General features: G+C 37.7%; 25 protein-coding genes and 1 tRNA gene. 13 read left to right on the plus strand and 13 right to left on the minus strand.

All coding sequences use genetic code 11. The features are described from left to right. Nucleotides 1–105: 105 nt before the first annotated feature. Both EGI24_RS07260 and EGI24_RS07265 read right to left on the minus strand, forming a co-directional pair. Nucleotides 106–1305: an argininosuccinate synthase gene (locus tag EGI24_RS07260; protein ID WP_255047699.1), complete on the minus strand. Its 1200-nt coding sequence runs from the start codon at nt 1303–1305 to the stop codon at nt 106–108. A 147-nt stretch (nt 1306–1452) separates the two neighbouring features. After that, nucleotides 1453–2256 carry a M48 family metalloprotease gene (locus tag EGI24_RS07265; protein ID WP_255047700.1) on the minus strand — a complete coding sequence of 268 codons (804 nt, stop codon included), beginning with the start codon at nt 2254–2256 and terminating at the stop codon, nt 1453–1455. A 184-nt stretch (nt 2257–2440) separates the two neighbouring features. On the opposite strand from EGI24_RS07265, the gene EGI24_RS07270 reads away from it, so the two are divergent. Then, the gene (locus tag EGI24_RS07270; RefSeq protein WP_255047701.1) at nt 2441–3427 is read left to right on the plus strand and encodes a ribonucleotide-diphosphate reductase subunit beta; all 987 of its coding nucleotides are present in this window, start codon (nt 2441–2443) and stop codon (nt 3425–3427) included. A 109-nt stretch (nt 3428–3536) separates the two neighbouring features. On the opposite strand, the gene EGI24_RS07275 is transcribed toward EGI24_RS07270, so the two are convergent. From EGI24_RS07275 to udk, 3 genes are all read right to left on the minus strand, one after another. Continuing rightward, nucleotides 3537–3743 (minus strand): hypothetical protein, encoded by a 207-nt coding sequence (locus tag EGI24_RS07275; RefSeq protein WP_255047702.1) that lies wholly within the window; start codon nt 3741–3743, stop codon nt 3537–3539. Nucleotides 3744–3822: 79 nt separating this feature from the next. Continuing rightward, nucleotides 3823–5199: a S8 family serine peptidase gene (locus tag EGI24_RS07280; RefSeq protein ID WP_255047703.1), complete on the minus strand. Its 1377-nt coding sequence runs from the start codon at nt 5197–5199 to the stop codon at nt 3823–3825. Nucleotides 5200–5513: 314 nt separating this feature from the next. Then, entirely contained in the window at nt 5514–6134 is a 621-nt protein-coding gene (gene udk / locus EGI24_RS07285) for a uridine kinase (RefSeq protein WP_255047704.1), read from the minus strand. Between the two features lie 134 nt (nt 6135–6268). Here udk and EGI24_RS07290 point away from each other — a divergent pair, with 134 nt between their 5' ends. The 4 genes from EGI24_RS07290 (at nt 6269) to EGI24_RS07305 (ending at nt 9356) form a co-directional block, all read left to right on the plus strand. Then, on the plus strand, nt 6269–7063 hold the full coding sequence (locus EGI24_RS07290) for an SDR family NAD(P)-dependent oxidoreductase (RefSeq protein WP_255047705.1): 795 nt from the start codon (nt 6269–6271) through the stop codon (nt 7061–7063). A gap of 121 nt (nt 7064–7184) precedes the next feature. Continuing rightward, a tRNA-Gln gene (locus EGI24_RS07295) sits at nt 7185–7255 on the plus strand. Between the two features lie 128 nt (nt 7256–7383). Further along, nucleotides 7384–8865, plus strand: coding sequence for a DUF4301 family protein (locus tag EGI24_RS07300; RefSeq protein WP_255047706.1), 1482 nt, complete (start codon nt 7384–7386; stop codon nt 8863–8865). 77 nt (nt 8866–8942) lie between these two features. Then, nucleotides 8943–9356 (plus strand): hypothetical protein, encoded by a 414-nt coding sequence (locus EGI24_RS07305; protein ID WP_255047707.1) that lies wholly within the window; start codon nt 8943–8945, stop codon nt 9354–9356. A gap of 39 nt (nt 9357–9395) precedes the next feature. Here the strand turns inward: EGI24_RS07305 and EGI24_RS07310 are convergent, their stop codons facing one another. Next, a complete protein-coding gene (locus EGI24_RS07310) occupies nt 9396–9887 on the minus strand; it encodes a rhodanese-like domain-containing protein (RefSeq protein WP_255047708.1) in 492 nt (163 codons plus the stop codon). An 80-nt stretch (nt 9888–9967) separates the two neighbouring features. On the opposite strand from EGI24_RS07310, the gene EGI24_RS07315 reads away from it, so the two are divergent. The 3 genes from EGI24_RS07315 (at nt 9968) to EGI24_RS07325 (ending at nt 13511) form a co-directional block, all read left to right on the plus strand. After that, nucleotides 9968–12415: a penicillin acylase family protein gene (locus EGI24_RS07315; RefSeq protein ID WP_255047709.1), complete on the plus strand. Its 2448-nt coding sequence runs from the start codon at nt 9968–9970 to the stop codon at nt 12413–12415. 11 nt (nt 12416–12426) lie between these two features. Next, a complete protein-coding gene (locus EGI24_RS07320; protein WP_255047710.1) occupies nt 12427–12783 on the plus strand; it encodes a hypothetical protein in 357 nt (118 codons plus the stop codon). A gap of 134 nt (nt 12784–12917) precedes the next feature. Then, complete coding sequence (locus tag EGI24_RS07325; RefSeq protein ID WP_255047711.1) at nt 12918–13511, plus strand: OmpH family outer membrane protein; 594 nt, start codon at nt 12918–12920, stop codon at nt 13509–13511. 60 nt (nt 13512–13571) lie between these two features. On the opposite strand, the gene lptB is transcribed toward EGI24_RS07325, so the two are convergent. Further along, on the minus strand, nt 13572–14309 hold the full coding sequence (gene lptB, locus EGI24_RS07330; RefSeq protein WP_255047712.1) for an LPS export ABC transporter ATP-binding protein: 738 nt from the start codon (nt 14307–14309) through the stop codon (nt 13572–13574). 71 nt (nt 14310–14380) lie between these two features. Further along, on the minus strand, nt 14381–16105 hold the full coding sequence (gene recJ / locus EGI24_RS07335; RefSeq protein WP_255047713.1) for a single-stranded-DNA-specific exonuclease RecJ: 1725 nt from the start codon (nt 16103–16105) through the stop codon (nt 14381–14383). A gap of 241 nt (nt 16106–16346) precedes the next feature. Here recJ and trpD point away from each other — a divergent pair, with 241 nt between their 5' ends. The 5 genes from trpD to EGI24_RS07360 all read left to right on the plus strand — a co-directional run bounded on the left by trpD (nt 16347) and on the right by EGI24_RS07360 (nt 19478). After that, the gene (trpD, locus tag EGI24_RS07340) at nt 16347–17330 is read left to right on the plus strand and encodes an anthranilate phosphoribosyltransferase (RefSeq protein WP_255047714.1); all 984 of its coding nucleotides are present in this window, start codon (nt 16347–16349) and stop codon (nt 17328–17330) included. An 84-nt stretch (nt 17331–17414) separates the two neighbouring features. Further along, a complete protein-coding gene (locus EGI24_RS07345) occupies nt 17415–17642 on the plus strand; it encodes a hypothetical protein (RefSeq protein ID WP_255047715.1) in 228 nt (75 codons plus the stop codon). Continuing rightward, nucleotides 17639–18070, plus strand: a complete 432-nt coding sequence (locus EGI24_RS07350) for a type II toxin-antitoxin system VapC family toxin (protein WP_255047716.1) — start codon at nt 17639–17641, stop codon at nt 18068–18070. Before EGI24_RS07345 ends, EGI24_RS07350 begins: the two co-directional genes overlap by 4 nt. Nucleotide 18071: 1 nt before the next feature. Beyond that, nucleotides 18072–18983, plus strand: coding sequence for a sugar phosphate isomerase/epimerase (locus EGI24_RS07355; RefSeq protein WP_255047717.1), 912 nt, complete (start codon nt 18072–18074; stop codon nt 18981–18983). Nucleotides 18984–19124: 141 nt separating this feature from the next. Next, on the plus strand, nt 19125–19478 hold the full coding sequence (locus tag EGI24_RS07360) for a hypothetical protein (RefSeq protein ID WP_255047718.1): 354 nt from the start codon (nt 19125–19127) through the stop codon (nt 19476–19478). Between the two features lie 51 nt (nt 19479–19529). On the opposite strand, the gene EGI24_RS07365 is transcribed toward EGI24_RS07360, so the two are convergent. From EGI24_RS07365 to atpD, 5 genes are all read right to left on the minus strand, one after another. Beyond that, on the minus strand, nt 19530–21464 hold the full coding sequence (locus EGI24_RS07365; RefSeq protein WP_255047719.1) for a c-type cytochrome: 1935 nt from the start codon (nt 21462–21464) through the stop codon (nt 19530–19532). A 13-nt stretch (nt 21465–21477) separates the two neighbouring features. Beyond that, nucleotides 21478–23277 (minus strand): family 16 glycoside hydrolase, encoded by a 1800-nt coding sequence (locus EGI24_RS07370; RefSeq protein WP_255047720.1) that lies wholly within the window; start codon nt 23275–23277, stop codon nt 21478–21480. A 150-nt stretch (nt 23278–23427) separates the two neighbouring features. Next, nucleotides 23428–23670 carry an ATP synthase F1 subunit epsilon gene (atpC, locus tag EGI24_RS07375; RefSeq protein WP_255047721.1) on the minus strand — a complete coding sequence of 81 codons (243 nt, stop codon included), beginning with the start codon at nt 23668–23670 and terminating at the stop codon, nt 23428–23430. Between the two features lie 55 nt (nt 23671–23725). Then, nucleotides 23726–24064: a four helix bundle protein gene (locus EGI24_RS07380; protein WP_255047722.1), complete on the minus strand. Its 339-nt coding sequence runs from the start codon at nt 24062–24064 to the stop codon at nt 23726–23728. Nucleotides 24065–24151: 87 nt separating this feature from the next. Then, nucleotides 24152–25657 (minus strand): F0F1 ATP synthase subunit beta, encoded by a 1506-nt coding sequence (gene atpD / locus EGI24_RS07385; RefSeq protein WP_255047723.1) that lies wholly within the window; start codon nt 25655–25657, stop codon nt 24152–24154. Between the last annotated feature and the right edge of the window lie 236 nt (nt 25658–25893).

Below are 25893 nucleotides of genomic sequence, written 5' to 3' on the forward strand. Positions count from 1 at the left end.
CGTTTAAGCTTTCCTTTATTAAAAAACTAAAAACGAATTTACACAAAAAAAGAACTGATTTTGATTAAAACCAGCCCTTTAAATATTTTTTATAAACTTATAAACTTACTTCTTCTCTGCCAATTCCTGGATTTTTTGGTGAATCATAACTTGGTTAGAGGCTATTTTTGAGAATCCCCTTACATCGTCGCCCGACCAAGCATTGTTCATTTCGCCATAGCTTCCAAATACCGGAGACATCAGGTCATAGTCTGATTTTATTCCCAAAATTTGGAAATTATACGGTGCCAACTGCACTCTTATTACACCTGAAACATTGCTTTGACTGTTATCAAAATACGCTTCAATGTCACGCAAAACTGGCTCATTAAACTGACCTTCATGGAGCAACATGCCATACCATTCGGCAAGGTTTTGTTTCCAATATTGTTGCCACTTGGTCAGAACGTGTTTCTCGAGCAAATGATGCGATTTTATAATAATAAGCGGTGCCGCTGCCTCAAATCCTACACGACCTTTGATACCAATGATGGTATCTCCAACGTGTGTGTCGCGGCCAATGGCATAAGGTGATGCCAATTCATGCACTCTTCTAATGGCCTCCACTGGATTCTTGAATCTACGGTTATTGACAGCCTTAAGCTCCCCTTTTACAAATTCTAAGGTTATTTCTGTAGGCTTTTTCTTGGTCAATTGTGTCGGCCAGGCACTTTCTGGTAGATTATCCCAAGAATTTAGGGTTTCTTTTCCACCTACCGAAGTTCCCCAAAGGCCTTGGTTAATAGAGTAAGTCGATTTGTGCCATTCACGCACGACTCCTTTGGCTTTTAAAAACTCAATTTCTTCTTCTCTCGAAAGTTTGAGGTCTCTAATTGGTGTGATAATTTCAGCTTCAGGAACTATAATTCTGAATGCCATATCAAATCTCACTTGGTCGTTGCCTGCACCTGTTGAACCGTGAGCGATGGCTGTTGCACCGATAGACTTGGCATACTCTGCCACAGCGATGGCTTGAAAAATTCGCTCAGCACTTACCGAAAGTGGGTAAGTATTATTTTTTAGGATATTTCCGAAAACCAAATATTTGATACATTCTTTGTAGTATTTGTCTGCAACTCGTGCCGTGTAATGAGATTTCACGCCCAATTCGTAGGCTTTTTTCTCTATGTCAGCCACTTCAGCATCTGTAAATCCACCCGTATCCACCAAAACTGAGTGCACTTCCATTCCTTTTTCTTCACCCAAATATTTTACACAAAATGATGTGTCTAATCCGCCACTGTATGCTAAAACTACTTTTTTCATTTATCTGATTTTTGAAAACCTAAAATTTCCGCAAAATTAGGACTTAATGGCTTTAATTGGAAGTTTTATTAGTTATAGTTTACCCAAGAAACCAAAAAAGTCTCTTTAGTTTAACCCAAAGAGACTTTTAACCAAAAGACCATCGCATTAACGCATCTCTTTTTTGTATTTTTCTATATGTTCTTTTATTCTGCCTATTCTGTTATCGGGGCTGGGATGCGAACTCATAAATTCGTCTCTACTCCTTCCGCCAGAGGCTTCGGCCAAAATCTCCATCACTTCAATCATCGACTCAGCATTGTATCCTGCTTTGAGCATATATTTCACTCCAAACTCGTCAGATTCTAACTCATCGTCTCTTCCAAATTTCATGAGTTTCATTTGAGCCACGTAATTTGCTATTTGGGATGCCCCCATGTCGCCAGCAGCGGCTGTTGCTGCTCCTGCCAAACCTTGATAAAACTCCGTTTTGGCCATCTGCTCCGACGAATGCCTATACACCACATGACCGATTTCATGTCCTAAAACCCCCGCAATCTGGTCCTCAGACTTGAGTCTACTTAGTAATCCAACTGTTATAAAAATCTGCCCGCCAGGCAGTGCAAATGCGTTGACAGTTTGTGGATCACGAAGAACATGAAAATCAAATTGATAAGGATTTCCATGACCAAAAGATTCCACTTCATTATTGAAAGTGCGTACCAACTCGTTGCCGATATACTTTACTTTCTGTTGAACTTTATCGTCAGGAAATAACCCGCCATATTCCTCTGCCATTTGTGGTGCAGACTGTAGTCCCATGGCAACTTCCTCGTCAGGAGAAAGACTAACTTGCTGTTTTTCACCAGTTAACGGGTTTTCTTGGGTTTTTCCATAATAACTCAATAGAGCCATTACAGCCATTACCAAACCAATAACCAATCTTAACTTAAAGCCACCGCTGTTGTTCATTTTATTAAAGAATAATGAATTATAACCCCCTTAAAAACCTAAAATTAGAATAAATTACAAACAAAAAAAACAGAATCGGGTTATTAAAATCAGTGAATCTAAAAAAGACAAAAAAATATTTTTGTTACTAATTTTTTGATGTAATTTTGAAATAAAGAATGAAATTTTATACTACGCTTACATAATGACAGACGCAGACCTAAAACTTACCGAACCCTTACTAATTGAAGACCCCAATAGATTCGTAATTTTCCCTATCAAGCACTCTAATATTTGGGAATTTTATAAAAACGCTGAAGCTTCTTTTTGGACAGCTGAAGAATTGGATTTATCACAAGACACCAAAGATTGGGAAGCCATGAATGACGGCGAGCGTCATTTTATTTCGCACGTACTAGCATTTTTTGCTGCTTCTGATGGAATAGTAAACGAAAATCTTGCCGTTGGATTCCTTTCCAATGTGCAGTTTCCAGAAGCCAAATGTTTCTATGGTTTTCAAATAATGATCGAGAATATTCACGCAGAGGTATATTCTTTACTGATTGATACTTATATCAAAGACCAAAAGGAGAGAGATAGACTTTTACACGCCATAGACCACATTCCGTGTGTGGCTAAAAAGGCTGCTTGGGCAATGCGTTGGATAGAAAATGGTAATTTTATTGAGCGTTTGATAGCATTTGCGGCAGTAGAAGGTATATTTTTCTCAGGCTCATTCTGCTCGATTTTCTGGTTGAAAAAACGTGGTTTAATGCCTGGTTTGACTTTCTCTAACGAACTAATATCTAGAGACGAAGGCCTTCACAGGGATTTTGCGTGCATGCTCTATACGGAGTATATCAAAAACAAAATGAATCCGGCTGATGTAACAAAAATAATTACTGACGCTGTGGAAATAGAGAAAGAATTCGTTTCTGATTCCTTACCAGTTTCATTGATTGGCATGAACGCTCCTCAAATGTGCCAATACATAGAGTTTGTGGCCGATCACCTTTTGGAGCAATTACAGCTGCCTAAGGTTTACAATGCCACCAATCCTTTTGATTTCATGGACTTGATTTCGCTTCAAGGCAAGACCAATTTCTTTGAAAAAAGAGTGGGTGAATACCAAAAAGCTGGCGTAACTTCTGACAGAGAAAAAATGTCCTTTTCGTTGGACGAAGACTTTTGATTTAAACTTAGTTTTTGGTAAAAATAATAAAAGCCTCACTCAAAAAGTGGGGCTTTTGACATTTACGATTAACCTAAACTATTTTAATTTTTTTTTAGAAAGGTTGGCATCAAATACTGACTTGTCCTTCTCTCTCTATTGCTAAAATTCCATTGATTTTTTTAAACTTCAATATGTCCTTTTCATTGGCATTTATTACAATTACATGAATTGTCTCCAGTTCTGAATGGACTTCACATTTAAGCCTTTTTAGCTCTGAAATCACGCTTTTATATTGCAAAGAATCCACTGATACTAACCATTTTACTTTTTTCATCTTAGCCATTATTAAATTTTTCCAGCAATTTAGAAAACCAAAATTTTGGAGAGCACATCAAAGCTCTCCAAAATCAATATCAACCAAATGGCGGTATTGGTCTTTTTATTGGGAAAGGCCTAGGAAATGGCTCTAAAATTATTCTTTTATTAGGTGCTTGCACCAAGCCAGCACCCACATCTCTTGTTGGATGGGCGGTCAATGGCTTAGCGGTGGAAGTAAGTTTCCTCCATAAATTCATTCCTCTAACACCCGAAGATTGAGCCCAAAGAGCCGCAATGCCCGCCACATGTGGGGTAGCCATACTTGTGCCGTTCCAGGTGGCATACCTAGCAGGCATTTTAACACTTGAAAACACGCCTACACCTGGGCCAGCAATATCAACTGCTCCATAAGTAGAAAATAAGCCACCGCATGAGAAGTTGGCAACATTCAAAGCACTATCCACAGCACCTACTGCCATTATGGAAGGACAATTGGCAGGGTGTGAAACCGGCTTTATAACTCCCGGTCTTGTGGAAGCATTTCCAGCCGCAGCTATTATTAAACAACCATTATTCAATGCATTAACTGCAACATTCTCATAAACAGCTGAATACCCAGCTCCGCTGACATTTCCACCCAAAGACATGCTGATGACAGCACAACCGTTGGCTATGGCCCAATTGATACCTGCGAGAATTCCACCATCACCACCACTACCGGCATTATTCAGTACTTTTCCGATATAGATAGAAGCATTGTAAGCTATGCCATATCTTTCTACTGCTGGTGTAGGATTCAATGGACCACAAGCTGTACCTGTGCAGTGTGTTCCATGTCCGTGACCATCCTGTACGGCCTGACCTGAAACAAAACTTTGATGTACAATGGGTCTGCCTACAAAATCTGGATGGGCAAGATCAAAACCCGTATCCAAAATAGCTACTTTAATACCCGCACCAGAATATGGATTTGAATACATAAAAGTTGAAGGAATCACTTTTGTGGCTTTTAGGCCCCAAGTAGACCCCACTGCACTTATCTCAGCCTCTTCTTCTTCGGTCATTTCTTCTTCAGGATTCTGAAGCAAAATATCGGCTAGAGAATTTACAGCATCTCTATAGCCTTTGATGTAATTTTCTGAGGATGACTCTAAAATACCTGTAGCATAAACAACTCTTTCTGGTTCCACTACCATGTTGGAATTTACAGAAAGTCCAGCAATCGCACTTTCAAATTTTGGATTTTTGTTGACAATGGCTACACCAATTTTGTCAAGCAAAATTCCATCACAGTCGTCAAGATCTTTTTCGGTAAAAATTTCCCCATCAAATTCAGTTGAATTCTTGAGATTCAACCCACTTACGGCATTGATTTGATTAATAGAGTTTTGAGAATCAGAATTCTCAGGCATAAGTACAATATACCTTCCTGTATACTCTACTTCTTCTTCATTTTTTTTTGTTTTAGACATGGCTTTAAAAAAATTAATTTTGTGCTTACTCTCTTGGTCGGTTTTCAGCATTCCCGACTATTCTTCGAACTACTTATAGAATTACAAAATCACGTCATAAGGCCTAATAAAACACTGTTTTATCAAATCTCATTTTATAAAAAAAAGATTTCTATATTTTATAAGTAGTACAAAGAATAAATTTTCATGGCTATAAATTTTATAGTTTTCATGGTGTAAAAGTACACCAAGCCACGAAACGATTTTAGCGTAGAATTTCCTGAATTTAAATACCGTAGAAATACTTTTTGAACAAGTAGAAAAAACAAAATAGCTTATTTTCTGAGGATATTTTGCAAAAAAGCTGTTAGAATTTTAAGGCCATTTTCAAAATGCTTGTTGTTGTTGATAATGATGTCGGCGTCTTGCTTGGTAGGCTTTATAAATTTTTCGTAGGTAGGTGCTACGTGATTTTCCCATCTATAAAGCACTGAATCAAGGTCATAACCACGTTCATTGTTATCTCTTATAATCCTTCGGCGGATTTTTATGTGTTCCAAGGCATCTATAAAAACTTTGAGATTGAGTAAATCTGAAATGTATGGATCATGAAAAACAAAAATACCTTCTACCACTATTATGGGTGCGGGCTTAAAAACAAGAATATTGGGTTCTTTGTCAAAAATATCGAAAGTATACTCCTGCATTCTAACTTCTTTTCCGTTCTTGAGATCGTTGATATGTTGTGAAAACAACTCAAAATCAATAGACTCAGGTAAGTCGAAATTCTCAACTTTATTGTTGTCTTTAGGTACAAGATCGCGAGTTTTGTAATAATTGTCCTGTGAAATAAGACAAACTTCGTCTTTTGTAAAATGGCTGAGTAAACTATGAAGAAAATAGGTTTTACCAGAAGCACTTCCTCCCGTAATTCCGATTATATAAGGCTTAGGCATTTATTTTACCAAGAATTGTTAAAAATTGAAATTTCGGATACAAAACTACTAAATCTCGGTGGGGAATCGACCTTTTTTTGGGAGAAAACATTTTTATCAAACCATTGTATTTCAAAAATCGTTGTGAAATAACTATGAATACAATATCGATTTTGGGTTGCGGCTGGCTGGGGAAACCATTAGCTGTAGCGTTTTTAGCAAAAAACATGAAAGTGAAGGGAAGTACAACGACCCAAGAAAAAATTCAGACTTTAGAAAATTCTGGAATCAAAGCTTTTCAAATAGCTTTTCAACCTGAATTTAAAGGAGATTCAGCTTTCTTTGAATCGGAATTATTAGTGATTAATATTCCCCCCAAAGCCAAAACCTTAGGCGAAGAATATCATCTTACACAAGTAGAAAATATTTTGACAGAATGCGAGAAATCTAAAAAGATTCAGAAAATAATATTTGTGAGTTCTACTTCGGTTTATCCAAATATCGAAAAAGAAATGAAAGAGAAAGATGCAGATTCAAACCATTTTCTGGTGAAAGCTGAAAATCTCCTTATTGATTTTAGCAAAAAATACAAAAAAGAATTTTTGATAGTCAGGTTTGGCGGTTTGATGGGAATGGACAGAAACCCCTGCAAATATTTTACTTCAGAAACAGCAAGTGATTTCACAAAAGTGAATTATATCCATCAAAATGATGCTGTGGGCTCTATTTTAAGCCTAATTGAAGAAAATATTGTCAACGAAACATTCAATATAGTCAGTCCAAAGCATCCCACAAGAGCTGAGATTTGGGAGAATTGTTCTCAAAAACAGACACAGATTTTAACTCAGACCAGAAATTCTTCAAAAAAGACCATCAATACAGATAGTTTTTTTTCAAAAAGCAATTATCAGTTTCAATTTCCAGACCCTTTGGCATTCAAGTATTTATAAGGTTTTTGAAAATCTGAGAAGCCAATGTTATGACTTCTTAGCTTAATAAATTAAAATATTTTTGGGAAACTACTTGGAAGAATTGGACAGTTGACTTAATTTTGCACCCACATTACAGGATTGGCTTATGGTGTAATGGTAACACAGCGGTTTTTGGTGCCGTTATTCAAGGTTCGAGTCCTTGTAAGCCAACAGAAAAAGTCGCTTTCGAGCGACTTTTTTGTTTTTTATACCTCATCATCCTCATTTTCCTTTTTATTATTTGCTTATCCTAAAACTTTTTGCCTAATTGAATTCCAAATAATATTCAATTCTTTAACATGAGTTTTACCGAAAAAGACCTTAAACAAATAGCTGACCGAGGTAGCGATTTAACCACCTTAGAACAGCAAATAGAAAACTTCAAATCGGGTTTTCCTTTCATGATAGCCAAAAGAGCCGCAACCATAGGTGATGGCATGATAAAACTCGACGAAAAAGAACTCAGTGAATATTTAGATGTTTTTAATCAAGAAGCCGCTAAAAAGAAACTTTTGAAGTTTGTACCTGCGTCAGGTGCGGCAAGTAGGATGTTCAAGTCGCTCTACGCAGCCAAAGACGAGGGCAAGTCAGACAAGTCGGTGGAACAATTTCATGAGCAAATCAAATCTTTTGCTTTTTATAAAAGCCTTTCTAAATTTTTAAAAACCACCGAAAAACAAGAACAATTAGAAGCACTTTTGGGCTCAAATGGGCTGGATTATGGCAACTTACCCAAAGGCTTATTAGAGTTTCATGCCTATGGGGATTCTACCCGCACCGCATTAGAAGAACACCTTGTGGAGGGAGCACAATATGCCAACAACAAAGGTAAAGTAAGGTTGCACTTCACGGTTTCTCCAGAGCACCGAAAAAAATTTAAAGAACTCATAAACAAGGTTTTAAAAAGCTATGAAGCCGAGTTCAACGTAAAGTTTGACATATCGTTTTCTGAACAAAAAGCCTCAACCGATACCATTGCAGTAGGTATGGACAATGAGCCTTTTCTAGACAGCAAAGGTAATTTACTTTTTAGACCAGCAGGCCACGGGGCACTTCTCGAAAACCTAAATGACGTTGATGCCGACATCATTTTCATCAAAAATGTAGACAATGTAGTGCCTGACCACCTCAAAAGTGAAACTATTCTCTATAAAAAAGCATTGGCGGGTTTATTATTGAGTTTCCAAAAACAGATTTTCTATTTCCTAAAAAGATTAGAAAAACCTGAGCCTTCGGTTTATATGGTAAACAAGGCTATCAGATTTATCAAAGAAAAACTCAGTGTAGAAACTCCGAAAGGATTTAGAAATTGGTCGCCTGAAGAAAAATATAAATTTGCGTTAGCCAAACTTAATCGACCGTTGAGAATATGCGGTATGGTAAAAAATGTCGGTGAGCCGGGTGGAGGACCTTTCTGGGCAAAAAACAGTGACGAATCTATATCGCTACAAATCGTGGAGTCTGCTCAGTTTGATATGAGAAACAAGAAGCAAAAAGAGATTTTTGAAAAAGCAACGCACTTTAACCCAGTAGATTTGATTTGTGCCACAAAAAATCACAAAAAGGAAAAATATGATTTACTAAAATTCAGAGACCCTAAAACAGGATTTATAACAGAGAAATCACAAAGTGGAAAAACGCTAAAAGCTCAAGAACTACCTGGACTATGGAATGGAGCCATGTCTGACTGGAACACTTTATTTGTGGAGGTACCTTTAATTACTTTCAATCCAGTAAAAACCGTGAACGATTTACTAAGAAAAGAACATCAACCCGCTTAATATTAGCTAGTTAAATATTTGTAATTATAAAAAATTGTCGTATATTCATATCATATTAACCCTAAATAAATATAATTATGAACACGAACAAATTGATTTTTGGAACATTACTCGGATTTGTAGGCTACTTTATGGGTGGTTTTTTGATGTACACCATCGTTTTTAAAGATTTATTGGCTAGCACAAATCCAGGTATGGCAGGCGTCCAAGCTGAGCCAAACATGTTGGCCATTGCGGTTGGAAACTTAGCAGCTAGCTTTCTTCTAACTTACATTTTTGAAAGATGGGCAGGAATCAGAACTTGGATGACAGGAGCAATATCTGGGGCGATGATCGGAGCATTGGTTACCTTCAGTTACGACTGTATGATTCTTGGAACTTCCACATTGATGACTTGGTCGGGCGTTTTCGTAGATGTATTGGTTTACGCTATCATATCTGCAATTGCAGGTGCTTTATCTGGCTGGATGTTGGGGTTTAAGAGAGCCTAAGCTTATAAATTGAAGAAGAGCAGCTGAAGCTGCTCTTTTTTAATATACTTTCTCACCTTTGTTTACCCATACTCCCCATTTTTTATTGTAGGCATGGATTTTTTGGGTAGGTTGGTTCTGCATATCTACTATTTCGTTTCCTTGATTCACCCACTCAAAAATACTTCCGTAGCAATTTTTCACGTTGGTGTAGCCTGCGGCCAAAAGTTTTTCTCCTATTTTTTCGCTTCTAACACCTATGGAACAGTACACAACAATCGGAGCGGTTTTGGGAATATCCTTAATGCCTTCCAAAGAAAAATTATTAAAACCTACATATCTGGCATTCCTTAGGTGACTTACTTCAAATTCTTCCAATTCTCTGGCATCCAACAATACCACTTCAGTACTTTTTGATTTCAGCTCTTGCACTTTGATAATGGGAACTGTTTTTTTAATTAAGCCTCTCAAAAGCACATCAAAAGATTTGGATTGAGCTATGGATGCAGATGATTGTAACAGAGCCAAAACGATAAAAATTATTTTTTTCATTGAGAAAAGATAGACCTAAGTAAAACAAAATAAAATCAATAAAATTTCATAAATTTCGAAAAAAACCAAATAAACAAACAATGCGATTCATCAAACACTTTTGGAGCTATCTGGTCATGGTTGGCTTGATATTTTTGCTTCATAAACCCATGGGTATACTTCCACCTTTGGGCCGATTATTCAGTCCTTTTGAAGGATTTCTACAAAACACTACGAACAAAAGTACGCTTTCAGATCAAACTCTTGACTTAAATGGGGTAAAAGAAGAGGTAAAGGTAATTTATGACAACAACCAGGTACCCCATATTTTTGCTAATAACGAAGACGACCTCTATTTTGCTCAAGGTTATGTGATGGCCAAGGACAGAATCTGGCAAATGGAGTTCTATACCATGGTAGCGGCAGGACGACTGACCGAAATCGTAGGTGAAAGGGCCTTAGAATATGACCGATACAATAGAAGACTGGGTATGGCCAGAGCAGCAGCAAAAATTGCCGAAAATCTTAAAAGTGACCCGATTTCTTCAAAAATACTAGAGGCTTACACCAACGGAGTAAATAGTTACATTGCTCAAATTGACTATAAAAACCTACCTGTAGAGTACAAAATATTGGGTTATTCTCCTACTCAATGGACACCCTATAAAACCATTTTGATGCTCATGAATATGCGTAATACCCTCAATGGTGGAAGTGACGACTTCAGGATTAGCAATGTAGTAGACGAATATGGCTTAGATACTGTCAAAGATCTTTTTCCCAACTATCCCGCAGAGGAGTCACCAATAATTCCGGTAGGTACACCATGGAACTTTAAACCCTTACCAGTGACCACTCCGAGCAAAGTAATGGCTGGAAAAAATGACGATAAAGTAATTGTAAAAATACCAAGTCCAGCTCCTGAAATAGGATCAAACAACTGGGCAGTGGGAGGAGCAAAATCTGCAACTGGATTACCTATATTGTCTAATGACCCACATTTGGGACTTACTTTGCCTTCAATATGGTATCAAATGCAATTGAGCTGTCCGACAGTTAATGTATATGGCGTAGCCTTACCTGGCTGTCCAGGGATTGTGATTGGCTACAACAAAGATATCGCTTGGGGAGTAACCAATGTGGGCAGCGATGTAATGGATTTTTATAAAATAAGATTCAATAATGCCGAAAAAACGCATTATATGTACAACAACAAGTGGACGCCGACCACCAAATACACCGAGGAGTTCAGACTTAAATCAGGAAAAATCGTAAAAGATACTTTGATTTATACCCACCACGGACCAGTGGTTTACAACGAATCAAAAGAAAGCAATTTCAACAAAAACGCTCCTGCGGGACATGCCATGCGTTGGATAGCACTAGAAACCTCGGGCTCGGACTTGATGATTTTTTACTATCTCAACAGAGCCAAAAACTACGATGACTACAGAAAAGCATTGACTTTCTATACTGCACCGGCTCAAAATTTCATTTTTGCAAGTAACCAAAACGACATAGCCATCACGCCAAACGGTAAACTCCCGCTAAAGTGGAAAGAACAAGGCAAATATATATTGGATGGCTCCATGCCCGAACATGACTGGCAAGGATGGATCCCAGCTGAACAAAATCCGACTGTCAAAAACCCTCCACGTGGTTTTGTAAGCTCGGCCAATCAGTTTTCTACTGACCCAACTTATCCGTATTATTTGGGTTGGAAATTCGCTGCACCAAATCGGGCAGTAAGAATAAATGAAAGATTGGCAGCGATGAAAAATGCCAATGCGGATAGTTTAAGGTCGATTTTGAACGATAATTATAATGTGGCAGCTAGAAGAATTTTACCTACTTTACTACCCATTTTAGAAACTTCAAAAGATGCAAGTATTGCTCCAGCCAAAGAAATTATGAAGAAGTGGGATTTGATGAACAATCCCGATGCTGTGGGTGCTACTATTTATGAGCGTTGGGTGAAAGAACTTGAAAATTGGATTTGGGAAGATGAATTTCCTGTAGATCAATTTATGCTACATCCAACGGAAGACCGAACTTTTGAAATGATCAAAAAGCAATCAAACGCAAAATGGTTTGACAACAAAAACACCAAAGACAAGGTTGAAACCATCAACGACATCGTATTGGGAAGTTTTAAGGCTACTATTGATAGTCTAACCCTACACAATGGTCCGATGACACCAGAAACTTGGGCTTGGGCTAAAGTAAAAAACACCTCGATAGCTCATTTGGGCAAAATACCAGGTTTTTCACGGACTGGTATTATAAACGGTGGAGGCAGAGGCATTGTAAACGCCACTTCAGAAACGCACGGACCATCATGGAGAATGGTGATTGAACTAGACAAAGAATGGCCAAGAGGTTATGGACTATATCCTGGAGGACAGTCTGGCAATGTTGGAAGTAAATATTATGACAACATGGTAGATAAATGGGCGGCAGGAAAGTTGGACACCTTGGTTTTCATGAAAAACAAAGACGAAAAATCCGCGAAATTGACCAGAACAATGACAATCAAACCTAAAAAATAAAATACTAGATTATGTTATACTTATTAATATTAGTAATCGGAGGCATAGCCTCATACTTTGGCCCTTGGTGGATTATAGCTCCAGTGGCCTTGTCTCTTTGTTGGTGGAAAGCCAAAACACCCAAAGAAGGCTATTTGATTTCAGCCGCAGCTACAGTGAGTTTGTGGATTGGATATGCTACATTTTTAAATGCAACGGCTGACGTGAACTTGATAGACAAAATAGCCGAAATGTTTACAGGCGGAGCAGGTTTCTTGTCGAAAATTCCGAAAATAGGCCTTGTATTTGGCATTATAACCATCATAGCGACTGCTATTGGCGGTTTTGCTGGCATGTCGGGTGTACAGATGAGGAGGTATTTTAAGTAAAATATTATAAGAAATGAAGGCTTTGGAAAGCCTTCCATTTTGTTTCTATGTATTCGATTCATATTCTCCTTTTCTTTAGATTAATCATTAAAATAATTATATTTGCACCCTTATTCAGAAAATAAAACATTTAAATGAAAAAAATAAGCTTACTATTTTTAGGTCTTTCGATGGCCATTTTGGGTTGCGACAAAGCAGCTGGTGACTCAAAAACTGGCGGTCAACCTTCAGGCAGAATTGTATATGTAAACACAGATACATTATTGAACAACTACGAATATTACAAAGACGTAGTGAAAGAATTTGACAGCAAAAGATTTGCTCTTGAGAATGATTTGGCCAAAAGAACACAATCGTTCCAAAACGAAGTGGCATTGTTTCAAAGACGTGCACAAGCAGGAGGTATGACTGAAGAGCAAGGAAAAAGCACCCAGTTGGCCCTACAACAAAAAGAGCAAGACATCATGATGTTCAGAGACAATGCAGCGGGTAACTTACAGCAAGAACAAGCCAAAAAAACGGACGAATTATTGACAAACATTCAGACCTACTTGAAAAAATATAACTCTGGAAACAAGTTTGACATGGTGATTGGCTACTCAAAAGGTGGTGGTGTTTTGTATGCCAAAGAAGACTTGGACATCACTCAAGATGTATTGAAAGGACTTAATGAAGAATACAAAAGTTCTGGCAAAAAACCAGCTGCAGCTGATTCGACCAAGAAATAATATTTTTAGAAATAGATATTCAAGAAAAGGCGAGACCGAAAATCTCGTCTTTTTTTATTTTTAAAACTTACGTTTCAACTCAAAATTCATTCCCAAATACACTTTTCTCACTAACTCATCAGCGGCTAATTCTTCGGCAGTACCTTGCCTCAAAATTTTTCCTTCAAAAAGCAAATAGGCTCGATCAGTAATAGAAAGGGTTTCGTTTACGTTGTGGTCGGTTATCAATATTCCTATGTTCCGGTGTTTCAACTTGGCTACTATACTTTGTATTTCTTCGACAGCTATGGGATCCACTCCGGCAAAAGGCTCATCTAACAAGATAAATTTTGGATCAACCGCCAAGGCTCTAGCAATCTCCGTTCTCCTTCGCTCGCCACCCGAAAGCACAATTCCCTTGTTTTTGCGTACATGTGTAAGGCTAAATTCCTCTAAAAGGGACTCCGTTTTTTCCTTACGTTGTTGATTGGTCATTTTTGGCAGAGCCAATTCCATTACACCGAGTATATTTTCTTCAACTGTCAAATCTCTAAAAACAGAAGCCTCCTGAGCCAAATATCCGATTCCTAATTTGGCACGTTTGTACATTGGCAAGCTGGTGATATCCACGTCATCAAGCCAAATCTTGCCCTCATTAGGTTTTACCAAACCAACTGCCATGTAAAAAGAGGTGGTTTTTCCAGCACCATTCGGCCCCAAAAGACCAACAATTTCTCCTTGAGCCACTTGGTAGCTCACTTCATTGTTCACAAATCTTTGACCGTATTTTTTTATAAGATTTTCAGTGCGTAATATCATGCTTTGTCAATTTGGCTGTAAAAATACCAATTTATTCTTTAAGTGAGGATGTTAAAAAATGTTAGGTCGCCCTAAAACTTTATATCCCGAACAAACAACTGCAAAGTTGTTTTATCTCTAAACGTATTTTCTTCAATCGAATAGGCCATGCTGAATTTATTTCCAGCTTTAAGAACTTGGTAAAAATCGTCCACCATTCCGAAGCCAATGGCCGCAAAAACTGAGCCTGTGTCTTCGTCCAAAATCTCCAATTTTAGGTGTTTTTCTTTTAAAATTCTCGGTTCCGCAGCTAAGGACAGGTTTTCCGAAACAAAAATAGGTTGCATATTGTGTGGCCCAAAAGGAGCCATTTGTTTCATGATTCTATAAAACTTCGGACTGATTTCTGATAAATCTATTTTAATATCAATATTAATTTTAGGAACCAATTGCTCCTCCAAAATCATTTCGTTTACGATTTGATCAAAATGAGCTCTGAATTCATCAATTTTTTCAATTTCGATGGTCATACCGGCCGCATGCATGTGCCCACCAAACTGTATCAACAAATGTGCACTGCGTTCGATAGCCGCATACAAATCAAAACCCGGCACCGACCTTGCCGAACCAGCTGCCACTTTATCGCCTGATTTGGTGAATATGATGGTTGGCCTATGAAAATTTTCAATGCACCTTGAAGCCACGATACCAATGACCCCTTTGTGCCAATTTTCAGAAAACAAAACGGTACTTTTGGCCATATTGAGCAACCAATCATCTTTCCGAATCATCTCTAAAGCCTCCTCGGTTATTCTTGAATCATGCCCTTTTCGCTCGTTGTTATTATTTTGAATTTCGTAGGCAAAACTCAATGCCTCATCAAAATCATCTGCCAAAAGTAACTGAACTGCAGCTTTTGCGTGTTTTATCCTACCAGCCGCATTGATTCTTGGTCCGAGTACAAATACAACGTTTTCGATGCTCATTTCTCCTGAAAAACCAGCCACTTGCTTAAGAGCTTTCAGCCCAGTTCGCGGATTCTCATTTATTTTTTTAAGACCGAAATAAGCCAAAATTCTATTTTCACCAACTATTGGCACAATATCAGACGCGATACTAACCATGGCCAAATCTAAAAACTCAAACAGGTTTTCAATTGGAATCTCTTTTCGAATACAAAACGCCGTAAGTAGCTTAAATCCAACTCCATTACCCGTCAATTCTTTGAATGGATATGGGCAATCTGAGCGTTTGGGGTCTAAAACCGCCACTGCATCTGGGAGTTCATCGCCTGGTTCGTGATGGTCACATATGATAAATTCTATACCATATTTCGCTTGGGCATAAGCTATTTTATCAATAGATTTTATGCCACAGTCTAGACTGATCATCAAAGTAGCCCCAATTTCTGCAGCATAATCAATTCCCAGATTAGAAATCCCATATCCCTCCTTATATCTATCTGGATTATAATACTCTATGTTCGGATAATATTTTTTCAGAAAACCATAAAACAAAGCTACGGCGGTGGTTCCGTCTACGTCATAATCTCCAAAAATTAAGATTTTCTCATTTTCATCAACCGCCTTTATCAATCTGTTAACCGCAATATCCATATCTTTCATAAAAAACGGATCGTGCAAATCTTCAATTTGTGGTCTAAAAAAGTGTTTTGCTTCGTCAAAATCTTTCACGCCACGTTGCCAAAGCATGGTGGCCATAGATTTAGAAATAGAGAGCTGGTTTATCAAGTTATTGACGATTTCAGTCTCATTCGGTAGAAGTGGTGCGGGTTTAAAATTCCAGTTTTTTTCCATAATCAACAAATTTAGAAATTATGGCACAGAAATTGAAATCAAATCAAAAGAAAACATGCAATGTTGACATTCAAAGCATCCAAGGTTTTATCCAGAAAATGTACTTTCGTTAAATTTGTCAAATAAATCGTTTAAGAGAGTGTCGTGGAGACACTCTTTTTTTGTTTTTAGGCAAATAATGTTTGAATGACTTGATAAATCCTATTTCCTATACTTATTTTAGGTTTCAAAATACGTTTTAATGAAAAAACTTCTAGGGAACCTTATTTCGTCCTCCCATTTGACAACTGAAGAATCTCGCGAGGCTATAGTACTTATTGGATCTGGAGAAGTAAATGCTGCACAAATAGCCGCTTTTTTAATGGGAATTCAACAAAAAGGCATCTCTGTGGACGAGTTGAAGGGATTTCGTGAAGGGATGCTCGAACTGGCTATACCTATTGATCTTTCAGCGTTTGACCCTATGGATGTATGTGGCACTGGTGGGGATGGAAAAGACACTTTTAACATTTCTACCACTTCTGCATTTGTGGTGGCGGGTGCAGGCCAAAATGTAGCTAAGCATGGCAACCACGGCGTGAGTTCTCCCGTGGGAAGCAGTACAGTTTTAGAACATCTAGGCGTAAAGTTTACCAATGATGTAGATTTCCTCCGCTCTAAAATAGAAAAAGCAGGCATTTGCTATCTGCACGCACCATTATTTCATCCTGCTATGCGATTTGTCGGACCAATCAGAAAAGAATTAGGCATAAAGACTTTCTTCAACATATTAGGCCCATTAATGAATCCTGCCAAAGTGCAGAAACAATTAAGTGGCGTCTTTGACATAAACACGTTTGAGTTATACAAAAATCTCTTTCTTTCTTCAGGTACAAAATTTGGCGTTTTGCATGCCATAGATGGCTACGACGAGGTATCGTTGACTGGTGATTTCAGATTTGCGAATGGGCAAAGCGATGATTTACTGAGTCCTTCAAATTTTAATTTCGAAAGAATAAATCCTCAAGAGCTCTCAGGAGGAGAAACCCTAGAAGAATCGGGAAAAATCATGATCAATATTCTAAAAAACCAAGGATCCAAAGCCCAAACCGACACCGTACTTATCAATGCCGCTATAGCCTTGAGTGTAGCAAGAGACATCAAAATAGAAGAAGGAATAGCCCAAGCAAAGGAATCACTGGAAAGCGGAAAAGCGTTTCAGAGTTTAGAACTTTTGGTGGCCTAAAAACCGTCTTAAATACGAAAATCTAGTTCATGATTTTGAATTTAAACCTAATTGAGTAAATTTGAATATTAAAATCTTCAAAAAATGGTAGCTTTAGTTGGTACTTATCTCAACGGTCAGGTAAAACTGGATAAAGAATTTCCTTCAAAAAAACCCTTGAAGGTAATTGTAACCTTCTTAGAAGAAGTTGATGTAGAAAAAAGTAATGGTATTCAACTTAGTGATTTTTCTTTTTCTAAAAGTCAAAAAAATCTCATTGATTTAAAGAGTTCGCTCAGCGATTCTTTAATTGATGAAAGAGATGGGCTATGAAAATTTTTCTAGATACCTCCGCACTTATAAAATTATATCACCAAGAATCTGGCACTCAAGAAATTGAAAGTTTATTTAATAACTTCAAGATTACAGCAATTTATCTTTCTGAATTAGCAAAAATTGAATTTACTTCTACAATCTGGAAAAAGGTTAGAACAAAAGAAATTAGTGAAAATACCGCCAAAATCACAATTGCCCTTTTCGAAACCGACTTTGACAAATTCTCATTTATTTCAATCGATAGTATGATACTTGAGCAATCAAGATTACTGTTTTCAGACTACGGAGAACTTGGATTAAGAACACTAGACGGTATTCAATTATCGACAGCAATTTCCCTTAAAACATATTCAGACTTATTCATCACATCTGATATTCTCTTAAAATCATTTTTCGAAAAAGAAGGATTAAAAACTAATATATAATATGCTTAAACTAGGTTTTGTATCTGCCATATTAGCAGATTATAGCTTTGAAAACGTTGTCGATTTTGCGGCAAATAATGATTTCAAATGTGTTGAAATAATGTGCTGGCCAGGTGATTCTGCAGACGCACGCAGATATGCAGGCGTTACACATATCGATGTGGAAAATATGGATATCAAGCACATCAATAATTATTTGAACCAAAAAAAAATAAGCATCTCTGGGCTTGGTTATTACCCAAATCCACTAGATGCAGACCCCAAGAAATCCGAGTTTTATATTGAACACATCAAGAAAATCATTAGAGCCTGTAATCAGTTGGGCGTACCAGTGATGAACACTTTCATAGGTAGAAATCAAGCACTTAACATGCAAGACAACCTTGAATTATTCAAAATACTTTGGAAACCTATCATAGAAACCGCAGAACAAGAAGGTATCAAAATAGGTATAGAAAACTGCCCAATGTTTTTTACAAATGACGAATGGCCAGGAGGTAAAAACTTAGCAATTTCGCCTGCTGTTTGGGATAGAATGTTTGAGACCTTCCCTACCCCACTTTTTGGTTTGAACTACGACCCTTCGCACATGATTTTTCAGATGATGGATGAAATCAGACCGATTTACCAATACAAAGACCGCCTGCATCATGTACACATCAAAGACGTAAAAGTGTACAAAGACAAACTCGACAGAGTGGGTATTTTGGCCAATCCATTAGAATATCATTCTCCAAAACTGCCAGGACTGGGCGATGTAAATTGGAGAGCTTTCTTTGCGGCTTTGACAGACGTCCGCTATCGTGGACCTGTAGTTATTGAAGTAGAAGACAAGGCTTATGAAGGCAGTGAAGAAGATGTACATGCTGCAATCAGAACAGCAAGGAATTATGTGAAGCAATTTTTGGATTAAAAACATCAAAATAATAGCTTACTAATATACTAAAATTTAAGTACTTAACATTCAAGATTGGAAGCTTCTCTAAGATTTATTAGAATAAAATTCCAACTTTGTAGTTTGTTTCGGGGTCAATAAGAAAAAACAACATTACAAATGAAAATGCTAACATTAATTGCCATATTGGCTTTCACATTCACTTCTTGTGAACAAACTGAGGTAGTTGTAGGAGAGAATTTCTCCGTAAGCTACAAGCCTACCCAATGCTCAGAGCCATGGGATGAGGCAGCTTATACTAACAAAGGGAATCTATCAAGACAAGAACGATTCAAACTTTTCTTGAAAGATAAAGGCGTAACCGAATTGAAAGAATTCAAGAACACGCCCGATGACAAAATTTATTGTAGTGCTTGTACTTGTCCTTCAAATGACCTTTTCTCTTTCAAAGTAAGTGGGTCAGATTTGGCAAAATTGAAGACATTTGAGCCTTTTAAAACAGCTTTAAAATAACAATTAGATTTCTAATGAAAAAGGCTGGAGCGATGCTCCAGCCTTTTTTTGTTATTTCAATGAATTGATATAACTCGCTATTGTAAGTGCATCTTTCTTAGGCACCTGCGGCATTGGGGCCATGGGCGTCGCAAAATCTGGCCAGTTTTCTGGCTTTGGATTATATATCAATTGCACGATTTTCTCGTTGCTATATTTACGTTTTGCTATTTCTTTAAATGCTGGGCCAACCACTTTCTTGTCTTCAGAGTGGCAAGCCAAACAAGTGTGTTTTTGAAGCAATGGTTTCACCGTTGCAAATGTTATTACCTCTTTTTTCGCAGTTGTAGCAGCTGTAGGCTTACCTTTTCCATCTGGTGAAACCAACTCTTTGGTCACTTTTGATGGCACAATTGCTTTTGCTTTACCTGAATCAAAAGTTTTTAATTCAGTGGTAGCCATTTTATTTCCTGCAGGAATGGCGTTTAATGTATAGTAAACTGTAGGATGAACCAGTGACCAAGAATTAGTTGCCGAACGAATGCCTTCCAGATTTAACTCATGAATATAATAAGGCCTTAAACCATCCAAAACTACTCTTAATGTTTTGCCATCTTCGCTCAATTTTACTCCTTTTATTTTCAAATCTTGCTTATTTACTGGTGGTGAACCATATACTGGATGATGTTTATACAAAAAGCTGCTTGCTGCTATTGAAGCCAAATCTTCTGCAGATTTCCTATCCACTGGCATAGTAAAGTTAATCTCAAAACCATCTGGCATCGCTTTGCAAGTTAACATTTCAAAAGGCACTTTACCGTTCCAAACCAATCTTTGCAAGCCTTGGTTGGCATCGCCTGCACTTCCCCAGCCGCGGTTGGTTTCGCCCACAAACATAGAACCATCAGGTGAGAAAGTCATACGCATAACGCCCGACTGAAAACCTCCTCGGAAATCCCAAGCTGCACCTTGATACTCGCCATTGACTTTCTCCATGAATACACGCATAATTTTAGACTGACCTTGGTCGCCAATAAAAACCTGACCAGAAAAGGGCCCAAAATCACCGTTGGTTTCGTCTCGTATGATTTCAGAGTTAGAAATACCCAAAATTCCGTGAGGCAACCAAACCACTGGCGTCTGCACCATCGGATATTTCTCTTTCAATTCATAAAGCATTTTGAATTTCTCTTCTACAACATTCTCTGGCTTGATATAATATCCATTTGCACCTCTAATTTTCCTATTGTCTCTTTCGGCAAAAAACTGATCTTCGGTTAATTTGACGGGTGAGTTTTGTGATGCCGCCCATTTCAAACTCGCTGGATGACCCACAAAAACGCCTTTTCTTAAATGCCAAATACCACCCGAACCCATCCAATCGCCTTGATTATCAGAATAGAAAAGTTCACCATCTATCATACCCAAGCCCGCAGGCGAACGCATACCCGCCGCCCAGGGCTCGTAGCGACCATCTTCATAAATTTTAAATACAGAACCTCTGGTTTTGGCTCTGGCCTCGCCTCTCCACCATTCTTCGTCACCAAAAGCTACGTTGCCGCTTACAAAAAAACCACCATCAGGAGCAATTTTTGGCCCGAAAGAATACTCGTGGTAGTGTCCTGAAACTTCCCAAGCGTGAACGGTTTCGTAACTGTCTGCTTTACCGTCACCATTTTTATCCGTCAATTTGGTTAGTTCTCCTCTTTGAGCACAATAGAATGAACCGTCTTTATAAACCAATCCCAGTACTTCGTGCAAACCTGAGGCAAACTTCCTAAAATAAGGATTTCTTGAACTTGGGTTTTCAACTACCCAAATATCACCTCTTCTTGTCGCTAAAGCCATTGAGCCATTCGGCATCATGGTTATTCCACCCACTTCGAGCAAGATCCCCTCTGGAACAGGCAAGGTAACTATCTTATAATAATCCTCCTCTTTTGGCGATTCTTGTGCCCAAGCCACACAAGAAATCATTAATAAAAAGCCTAATATTTTAACTTTCATCTCTATCGAATATTTAGAATATGATTGAATAAATGATTTTATTATCAACTGGACTCGCAACCAGTTCATTACCGTTTCTGATAGTGGCAGGGCTACTTATTCTAATAAAATAAGATTTACCATCAACGGCAAAAAGCCCTTCAGATACTTTCTCTATTTTTGAACCTTCAGCTATTCTGGCCACAATATTTCCAGATTTAGAAAGACTGATTTCTCGATTAAATTGTTTTCCTTCAACAGTCCTAATTTTATCTTGCACCTCAGTTCCTAATATTCTGTATTTAAATGTTGGTAAGTCATTTTCATCCATTGTGTAACCCAAAGGCTTATAACCAGTTGTTGATGTATCCTTTGGCCAAACTGCATACGCATCTCCAGCTAAAGCTAAGTCATGATTCAGTATGGTGACGCTACCCAATGGCCTCGAAGAACCATCTCCCCTATCTTCCCACATAGGTGTGGCATCTAGAAACTGTCCTTTCCAAATTTGTACAATGGCACCTTTGTCCAAATCATACGTATAATGCATACCCTCGGGAGAACCGACAGAAATAGCATGTACAATTCTAAAATTCTTGTCTCCAGAAGATTTCTTAAAATCCATAAAACTTCTCAAAGTAGTGTTGGTATTGGCATTCACCAAAATAGGATCGCTAGGTTTTGAGGCTATCAATGAACCTACCACATGGTGAGGAGTACTTCTAAATCCAGGACCTTCGGACCAAAAACCAAGAGCTGGCTTTAACCATCCGTCTCTTTTATTATTAAAAATCTCAAAAGTATGTTCACCAGCTGAAAGGTCTATACTGGCTTGGCGTTGTTCCGAGGCCACTGTCCAATTGTTTCCCAAAATCTCTTTATTGTCAATTTTAAGGGTGCTATTTCCACCCAATTGGGTATAAAAAGTATATTTACCAGCTACAGGAGCAGTGTAAATCCCTTTGATCACAAACACATAATCGTTTTGTTTCTTGGTTACTTCCCAAGTTAAATCTTCGGTTTTGCCTTGCTCATCAATCTTTATTTTTGACAAATCCGCATCGTGCATGTAGCTTCCATAATAAACTTTGTAAGAGAGATTTGATACCTTTCCAGCTGTTTTGTCATACTGATTTATGACAATATTTTTAAAGGCCACTGAACCATGATCTCCCTGAATTCTCAACGGCCCACTTTTGGTTTCTTCTTGGGAAATACTTCCGCGAGTTACACCAGAAAGCTCCACATTTTCGTGAAGTAGGACATTATTAAGTTTGATTGAAAGAATTTTGGCATTGGCAATTTTCTTTCCGTTTGCATCAAATCTTGGAGCTTGAAAAGAAATTTTCATATTTTGCCAAAGACCGGGAGCTTTGTAAGCATTAAATCTTGGAGCATAGCCTTCGTATCCTTTTTGGCCATCAGGTTTGCTTTCATTCCAACGTTCATAAATACCTCCACAATCATAATATTTCGGGACATTTGCACCCCAACTATCGTTCAATTGGATTTCATACCTTCCTTGTAGATAAAGACCAGAGTTTGATCCTTTGGCCATCATAAAGTCGAATTCTATGTCTAAATCTCCATGTTCTAATTTACTAAAAAGATCATAATCTAAGCCATATTTACCTTGTTCGTGTTCACAGAGGAGCACACCTGTACCAGCGACAGAAGTTACAGTATTCTTTTTGTCAATATCAACATTGACATCACTTACAATCTTCCAATTACTTGATTTAGGAATAAATGCAGACAAATCATTCAAAGGAATGGGCGTTTGACCATAGACCATACTTTGACAGAGAGCCAGCAGCAGAAATAGTTTTTTCATAAAAGAAAGGTTTTTTTGTTACAAAAATAAGGCATCATTTTCCTTAATTCGATATTTTTTAAAAATTTTTATTAAATATCTAAAATGCCTAAAACAAAAAAAGGTTGAGACCACTACAGCCTCAACCTTCTTCAAAAACATAAATATCTATTACACCACAGCTTCAGCCAAAACCAAAACCTTGTTGCTAAATACTTGCAATACTCCACCATCTACTACAATGGTTTCTTTCTTGTTTCCAATTTCATAAACCAAATCACCCGTTTTTAGCGTACTCACCATCGGTGCGTGATCTTTCAAAACTTGAAACTGACCATTTTTACCTGGTAAGATAACTGAATCTACCTCACCGTTAAAAACGTTTTTTTCTGGAGTTATTATTTCTAATATCATAGTGCTGATTTGTTAATGTGTTAATTAGCTAATTAGTTAATTCACCACACTCAATCTATTTTGATTTACTTGTGGCAATAATTTTTGTCAAAATCTTGCCTATTTCATTTATCTTTTCCAAAAGAATATCTGAATCTGGATAACTAGGGGCAAATTTACAAATTCTTAACCAGTAATTTGATTCATTTGCTTCTTTTGCGGCTATTTTCATTTTATGAATGAAATCTGCCTTACTTTCAGCATTTTGTGCCTCTATTACATTAGCTCCAATGCTAGTTCCAGATTTTAATAACTGATTTGATACTACAAACTTTTTGTTTTCTTCTAAAATTTCACAAAAAGCAATGATGTCTAATGAAAATTGAAACGTTTTGTCTAAAATTGGATTGTTCACAAATTTATGTTTTTGCTCAAAACTAAAAGTTTATGAAAACTTTGCAATCAAATAATTAACAAATTAATCAATTATCAAATTAACCAATTATTTAGATGCTTCTGCAATCAATCTTTCACCTTTTACTACTGCATCTTCAATAGTACCTACCAAGTTAAATGCAGCCTCTGGAAGGTGATCAAATTCACCAGCCATAATTTGATTAAATCCTTTTATGGTGTCATTGATATCTACCAAAACTCCTTTCAGACCAGTAAATTGTTCTGCAACAAAGAATGGCTGAGAAAGGAAACGTTGAACACGACGAGCACGAGATACAACCAATTTATCGTCTTCCGAAAGTTCTTCAAGACCTAGGATGGCGATGATATCTTGCAATTCTTTGTAACGCTGAAGAATGTTTTTAACGTTTTGAGCACAGTCGTAGTGAGCATCGCCCAATACTTCTGCTGAAAGAATTCTTGAAGATGAATCTAATGGATCCACCGCTGGATAAATACCAAGCTCAGCAATTTTACGACTCAATACCGTAGTAGCATCTAAGTGAGCAAAGGTTGTTGCTGGAGCAGGGTCAGTCAAGTCATCGGCAGGTACATAAACGGCCTGTACAGAAGTGATCGAACCTCTTTTTGTTGAGGCAATACGCTCTTGCATAACACCCATCTCAGTAGCCAATGTTGGCTGGTAACCCACCGCTGAAGGCATACGTCCCAAAAGGGCAGATACCTCAGAACCCGCTTGTGTAAAACGGAAGATATTATCGATAAAGAAAAGGATATCACGTCCTTTGCCTTCGCCGTCACCATCACGGAAGTGCTCCGCTACAGTAAGACCAGAAAGGGCAACTCTTGCACGAGCACCTGGAGGCTCATTCATTTGTCCAAATATAAATGTAGCTTGAGATTCTTTCAAAGCTTCTCTGTCTACTGAATCAAGATCCCATCCGCCTTCTTCCATTGAATGTTTGAAAGCATCACCGTATTTCACGATGCCTGACTCGATCATCTCACGAAGAAGGTCATTACCCTCACGCGTACGCTCACCCACACCAGCAAACACTGAAAGACCAGCATAAGCTTTCGCGATATTGTTGATAAGTTCTTGGATCAATACGGTTTTACCCACACCAGCACCACCAAACAAACCAATTTTACCACCTTTAACATAAGGAGCAAGAAGGTCAATTACTTTTATACCTGTAAATAATACTTCAGTGGCAGTAGCCAAATCTTCGAATTTTGGAGCATTGCGGTGAATCGAAAGACCTGGAGTATTTACAGGACCCAGACCGTCGATAGCCTCACCAACTACATTGAAAAGACGACCTTTGATTTCCTCGCCTGTTGGCATTGTGATTGGAGAACCCAAGTGCGTAACTTCTTGACCTCTTTGAAGTCCGTCCGTACTGTCCATTGCGATAGTACGAATTCTATCTTCACCAAGGTGTTGTTGACACTCAAGGATTACTTTTTGACCATTTGACTTTGTTACAGACAAAGCATCTAATATTGCAGGTAGAGAAGCGGCTTCCCCCTCAAAACTTACGTCCACAACGGGTCCGATGATTTGTGAGATTTTACCAATATTTGCCATTTATGAAATATTTAAAATTTATCTACTGATTTTTGGACTGCAAAATTATAAATTATGCATGATAAAACAAATTCGAACCAAATCTTTTTTTGTATTTTTTTTAGAGAATATCAAAAATATGGCACTTTTTATTGTAGTAAACTATGAATTTATGAAAATCCAAGTTTAACATTCCTATAAAATTCGCTTTTACCTGCACCAATGAAAACCTTTTAAATTCTTTTCGGATGAATTGA

Source organism: Lacihabitans sp. CS3-21 (assembly GCF_024343675.1).
GTDB lineage: Bacteria > Bacteroidota > Bacteroidia > Cytophagales > Spirosomataceae > Leadbetterella.

Bases quoted from the DNA above. Each gene is read 5' to 3' on its own strand.
- EGI24_RS07260 (WP_255047699.1), bottom strand. From the start codon at position 1,305: ATGAAAAAAGTAGTTTTAGCATACAGTGGCGGATTAGACACATCATTT.
- EGI24_RS07265 (WP_255047700.1), bottom strand. From the start codon at position 2,256: ATGAACAACAGCGGTGGCTTTAAGTTAAGATTGGTTATTGGTTTGGTA.
- EGI24_RS07270 (WP_255047701.1), top strand. From the start codon at position 2,441: ATGACAGACGCAGACCTAAAACTTACCGAACCCTTACTAATTGAAGAC.
- EGI24_RS07275 (WP_255047702.1), bottom strand. From the start codon at position 3,743: ATGAAAAAAGTAAAATGGTTAGTATCAGTGGATTCTTTGCAATATAAA.
- EGI24_RS07280 (WP_255047703.1), bottom strand. From the start codon at position 5,199: ATGTCTAAAACAAAAAAAAATGAAGAAGAAGTAGAGTATACAGGAAGG.
- udk (WP_255047704.1), bottom strand. From the start codon at position 6,134: ATGCCTAAGCCTTATATAATCGGAATTACGGGAGGAAGTGCTTCTGGT.
- EGI24_RS07290 (WP_255047705.1), top strand. From the start codon at position 6,269: ATGAATACAATATCGATTTTGGGTTGCGGCTGGCTGGGGAAACCATTA.
- EGI24_RS07300 (WP_255047706.1), top strand. From the start codon at position 7,384: ATGAGTTTTACCGAAAAAGACCTTAAACAAATAGCTGACCGAGGTAGC.
- EGI24_RS07305 (WP_255047707.1), top strand. From the start codon at position 8,943: ATGAACACGAACAAATTGATTTTTGGAACATTACTCGGATTTGTAGGC.
- EGI24_RS07310 (WP_255047708.1), bottom strand. From the start codon at position 9,887: ATGAAAAAAATAATTTTTATCGTTTTGGCTCTGTTACAATCATCTGCA.
- EGI24_RS07315 (WP_255047709.1), top strand. From the start codon at position 9,968: ATGCGATTCATCAAACACTTTTGGAGCTATCTGGTCATGGTTGGCTTG.
- EGI24_RS07320 (WP_255047710.1), top strand. From the start codon at position 12,427: ATGTTATACTTATTAATATTAGTAATCGGAGGCATAGCCTCATACTTT.
- EGI24_RS07325 (WP_255047711.1), top strand. From the start codon at position 12,918: ATGAAAAAAATAAGCTTACTATTTTTAGGTCTTTCGATGGCCATTTTG.
- lptB (WP_255047712.1), bottom strand. From the start codon at position 14,309: ATGATATTACGCACTGAAAATCTTATAAAAAAATACGGTCAAAGATTT.
- recJ (WP_255047713.1), bottom strand. From the start codon at position 16,105: ATGGAAAAAAACTGGAATTTTAAACCCGCACCACTTCTACCGAATGAG.
- trpD (WP_255047714.1), top strand. From the start codon at position 16,347: ATGAAAAAACTTCTAGGGAACCTTATTTCGTCCTCCCATTTGACAACT.
- EGI24_RS07345 (WP_255047715.1), top strand. From the start codon at position 17,415: ATGGTAGCTTTAGTTGGTACTTATCTCAACGGTCAGGTAAAACTGGAT.
- EGI24_RS07350 (WP_255047716.1), top strand. From the start codon at position 17,639: ATGAAAATTTTTCTAGATACCTCCGCACTTATAAAATTATATCACCAA.
- EGI24_RS07355 (WP_255047717.1), top strand. From the start codon at position 18,072: ATGCTTAAACTAGGTTTTGTATCTGCCATATTAGCAGATTATAGCTTT.
- EGI24_RS07360 (WP_255047718.1), top strand. From the start codon at position 19,125: ATGAAAATGCTAACATTAATTGCCATATTGGCTTTCACATTCACTTCT.
- EGI24_RS07365 (WP_255047719.1), bottom strand. From the start codon at position 21,464: ATGAAAGTTAAAATATTAGGCTTTTTATTAATGATTTCTTGTGTGGCT.
- EGI24_RS07370 (WP_255047720.1), bottom strand. From the start codon at position 23,277: ATGAAAAAACTATTTCTGCTGCTGGCTCTCTGTCAAAGTATGGTCTAT.
- atpC (WP_255047721.1), bottom strand. From the start codon at position 23,670: ATGATATTAGAAATAATAACTCCAGAAAAAAACGTTTTTAACGGTGAG.
- atpD (WP_255047723.1), bottom strand. From the start codon at position 25,657: ATGGCAAATATTGGTAAAATCTCACAAATCATCGGACCCGTTGTGGAC.